The organism is Streptomyces sp. NPDC054847 (genome assembly GCF_053610925.1).
Genome location: NZ_JBSGZJ010000572.1, coordinates 1 through 3,976, shown reverse-complemented (window position 1 = coordinate 3,976; position 3,976 = coordinate 1). Strand labels below are relative to the sequence as shown.

The 3,976-nt window shown below is 71.8% G+C and carries 3 protein-coding genes and 1 pseudogene; all 4 read right to left on the bottom strand.

Annotated features, from left to right (window positions below; genetic code table 11):
* A partial coding sequence (gene moeZ, locus ACWGH4_RS32525) for an adenylyltransferase/sulfurtransferase MoeZ (RefSeq protein ID WP_453467189.1) occupies positions 1-1,233 on the bottom strand: 1,233 nt, incomplete at its 3' end.
* Between the two features lie 63 nt (positions 1,234-1,296).
* A complete protein-coding gene (locus ACWGH4_RS32520) occupies positions 1,297-2,058 on the bottom strand; it encodes a spherulation-specific family 4 protein (protein WP_453467187.1) in 762 nt (253 codons plus the stop codon).
* Positions 2,046-3,005, bottom strand: coding sequence for an NAD-dependent epimerase/dehydratase family protein (locus ACWGH4_RS32515; RefSeq protein ID WP_159687600.1), 960 nt, complete (start codon positions 3,003-3,005; stop codon positions 2,046-2,048). Before ACWGH4_RS32515 ends, ACWGH4_RS32520 begins: the two co-directional genes overlap by 13 nt.
* Positions 3,006-3,161: 156 nt before the next feature.
* Positions 3,162-3,976: pseudogene (locus ACWGH4_RS32510) on the bottom strand (hypothetical protein); the annotation flags it as partial.

Sequence of the window (3,976 nt, the reverse complement as noted above, 5' to 3'; positions counted from 1 at the left end):
CCCCGATCGCGAGGTACGGCCCCTTCGGGTCACAGCCGGTGGAAGCGGGCCTGCCCAGTAGACCGGCTTCTCCGGCTCGATCTGGTTGACCCACCCGATGACGCCGCCGCCGACGTGCACCGCGTCGGCGAAGCCCGCCGACTTCAGCACGGCGAGGACTTCCGCACTGCGGACACCCGTCTTGCAATGCAGGACGATCTTCTTGTCCTGGGGCAGGTCCTGGAGGGCGGTGCCCATCAGGAACTCGTTCTTGGGGATCAGCCGCGCACCCGGGATCGAGACGATCTCGTACTCGTTGACCTCGCGGACATCGATGATGTCGATGTTCTCGCCGTCGTCGATCCACTCCTTGAGCTGCTTGGGAGTGATCGTCGCGCCGGCCGCCGCCTCCTGGGCCTCCTCGGACACGACGCCGCAGAAGGCCTCGTAGTCGATGAGCTCGGTGACGGTGGGGTTCTCGCCGCAGACCGCGCAGTTCGGGTCCTTGCGGACCTTCACCTGGCGGTACTGCATCTCGAGGGCGTCGTAGATCATGAGCCGGCCGACCAGCGGCTCACCGATGCCGGCGAGCAGCTTGATGGCCTCGTTCACCTGGATCGAGCCGATGGACGCGCAGAGCACGCCGAGCACGCCGCCCTCGGCGCAGCTCGGGACCATGCCCGGCGGCGGGGGCTCCGGGTAGAGGCAGCGGTAGCAGGGCCCGTGCTCGGACCAGAAGACGGAGGCCTGGCCGTCGAAGCGGTAGATCGAACCCCACACGTACGGCTTGTTCAGCAGCACACAGGCGTCGTTGACCAGGTAGCGCGTGGCGAAGTTGTCCGTGCCGTCGACGATCAGGTCGTACTGGCTGAAGATCTCCATCACGTTGTCGGCCTCGAGCCGCTCTTCGTGGAGGACGACGTTCACGTACGGGTTGATGCCCTTGACGCTGTCACGGGCGGATTCGGCCTTGGAACGGCCGATGTCGGCCTGGCTGTGGATGATCTGGCGTTGCAGGTTCGACTCGTCGACCTCGTCGAACTCCACGATGCCGAGCGTGCCGACACCGGCGGCCGCCAGGTACATCAGGGCCGGCGAGCCGAGTCCGCCCGCACCCACGGCGAGCACCTTGGCGTTCTTCAGCCGCTTCTGCCCGTCCATCCCGACATCCGGGATGATCAGGTGGCGGGAGTACCTGCGGACCTCGTCTACGGTGAGCTCGGCTGCGGGCTCGACCAGGGGTGGCAGCGACACGGGGGCTCCGTCGGTCGGTATGTCAGTACGGTTGTTCTCCTCGTAACACTGCCACGGCCCTCCTCATTCCGAGACACCACGTCCGATCTGCGAGACGATTTCGTCCCAGTAGCCGGGCAGTGTCTCGAATGGTCCGATATGCCCCTTTCCCTCCCACCGGTCGCCCCGGTCGGTGAAGAAGATGGTGCCCGCGCCCTGCCACCGGGCGATGCGGGTGGCCTCCTCCAGGTGAGTACGGGGCACGCCGTGGACGAAGTGGACGAACCGTTCCGGCGGATATTCGGCCGTCCACTCCGCCACCTGTGACCAGCGGTACTCCGCCCACGGCCCGGAGAAGGTGACCAGTTGGTCCGCGGCCTCCGCGTAGCCGGGATACGGATGCGAACCGTGCCCCAGCACCAGGTGCCCGCCGTCCACCACGGCGTCCAGAGTGGCTGTGGTCCGGCGCACGTTCGCCAGATCGGCCCGCTCCGTGGGGCAGCGGTCCAGCAGGAAGCCGTCGACCTTGTACCAGTCGAAGAAGTGCTGGGCGTCACGCACCATGTCGCCGAAGGCCCGCGATCCGTGGGACATGTCGAGGTGCCCCAGGACCCGCACGCCTGCGTTGCGCAGCCGGCCGACGGCGTCCAGACAGTGCGGGTCGGGCCGGTCGCCCGGCCCTGCCGCGACGTTGAGGACGACCCAGTGCAGCGGTGTCCCCGGCCGGGTCAGCTCGGCCCACTCGGTGGGAGCGAGCAGGGGATGCGCGTAGCCGGGGACACCGAACCCCAGCCTTTCCGCGCCGGTGGCGGACAGCGGTGTGTCCGTGGTGGTCAGATGCGGCATGCCGCCTCCATCCAGATGTCGGCGAGGGACTCCTCGAGGTTGATACGGGGACGCCAGCCGAGCCGGTCGCGGGCGGTACGCACGTCCGCCTGCTGCCAGGTTCCGCAGCCGTCCGGATAAGGGGAGGGGGTCGCGGCGAGGTGCTCCACGATCGACTCGGAGCGCGGGCTGCCGATGACCGGGCGGCCGGGCGGCGCGTCCAGCTCGTGCAGGGCGCCCGCGTAACCGGCGACCCTGGCGAGGATCGACGCGGCGTCCCTGAGCTTCACGGCCCGGCCCGTGCCGATGTTGACGACGCCCTGCGCCGCCGAGAGCGAGGCGGCGTGCACGGCGCGCGCCACGTCCCGCACGTCGACGAAGTCACGCTGCACGCCGAGGCCGCTGAGCTTGAGCTCCCCGTCGCCGGACTGCATGGCGCGCCGCATGGCTTCGGCGAGCCGGCCGAGCGGGGAGCCGGCCGGTGTGCCGGGGCCGACGGGAGAGAAGACGCGCAGGACGACGGCGTCCAGACCCGAGCCGAGCACCAGCTCGGTGGCGGCGAGCTTGCTCACCCCGTAGGGGCCGCCGGGGCGGGGGACGGCGTCCTCCGCGGTCGACGAGCCCTGCTGCGAGGGGCCGTACTCGGACGCACAGCCGACCTGGACCAGCCGGGCGCCGCAGCCGCTGCGGCGCAGCGCCTCGCAGACGGTCGCGACAGCGACGGTGTTGTGTCTGGTCAGTTCGCGGGCCCCGCCGCGGGTCGCGCCCGCGCAGTTGATGACGACACCGGGGTGCACGGCACCCAGGAAGCGGGTCAGCGCTCCCGGGCTGCCGCCGGAGAGGTCGAAACGGACATCGGCGTCGTCGCCGCGGCCCAGGGCGGTGAGGTGCACGGCCGGGTCGGCGAGCAGCCGGTCGGCGACGAATCGGCCGAGGAATCCATTGGCACCGAGCAGGAGCACCCTCATCGCGCGGCTCCTCGGGGCCGACGGGCCGGAGCTGGGTGTTTCGGTGTCATGTGGCTTTCTCCTTAGAAAGGTTGCTGTCGGTGCCATGGCGGCCGGTTACTCCGAGGTGTCGGCTCCGCGGAGTGCGGCGGATGCGACGGCGGCGTTCAGAGCAGGTCAGGGGGTGTGTGCCGAGGCCCGGGACAGTGCCGGTACGGCGTGGGCGAGCAGCCCGAGACCGGCGACGCCACAGGCGAGAGCCGGTACGGCCGCCACGCCCCAGGCGGCGACGATCGTCTCCACGGGACGGGCCAGGGCTTCGAGACCGGGCAGGCGTCCCGCCAGCAGCAGGGCCGGGGCGGCCGCTTCGGCGGCGCACGCGGCGGCCAGGGCGGTGGCCGCAGGTCCCGCGAAGCCATGGACGATGAGCAGACGAGCGAGGAACAGCAGCGTGCCGAGCGCGGCCGTCGGGGCGAGTGCGGCGCCGGGGAGCACCAGCCCGGTCGCCGCGAGCAGCGCCATGAGCGTGCCCGCGTACAGGACGAGCGCCGCGAGGAGCAGCGGCCGGGCCCCGGCGGCGAACTCGTCGAGGCCCCGGCTCCGTTCGAGCCTGCGCCGGGCGAGCACGGAGAAGAGGTGGGCGCACCAGGCGGCCGGGGCGACGGCCAGCGCGAGTCCCACGAGCGGCGCGGGGTCCATGGGCCAGGCGCCGTCGGGGCCGCCGGTGGTCACCTCGCGCAGGAGCCCCTGACCGTAGGCGGCGTGGGCGAGCAGGCACAGCGTCCACATCCGTACGGAGGCGATGCCGCGGCCCTTCGCGCGCAGGGGCCCTCGGCGCAGGCACAGCGCGACCGTGACGGCCACCGCGGCGGCGCCGGCCACGCCGACCACGAGCCGGAGCGCCCCTCCGGTGGCCGCGGCGCCGGCGACCGTGAGGGCGCACACGGCGCCCGGCAGCAGTGCCAGGAGGAGCCCCGGGGTGAGGAAGGCCC

What these genes read in the sequence shown, in the direction of transcription:
- ACWGH4_RS32520 (WP_453467187.1), bottom strand. Translation starts at nt 2,058, where the DNA reads ATGCCGCATCTGACCACCACGGACACACCGCTGTCCGCCACCGGCGCG.
- ACWGH4_RS32515 (WP_159687600.1), bottom strand. Translation starts at nt 3,005, where the DNA reads ATGAGGGTGCTCCTGCTCGGTGCCAATGGATTCCTCGGCCGATTCGTC.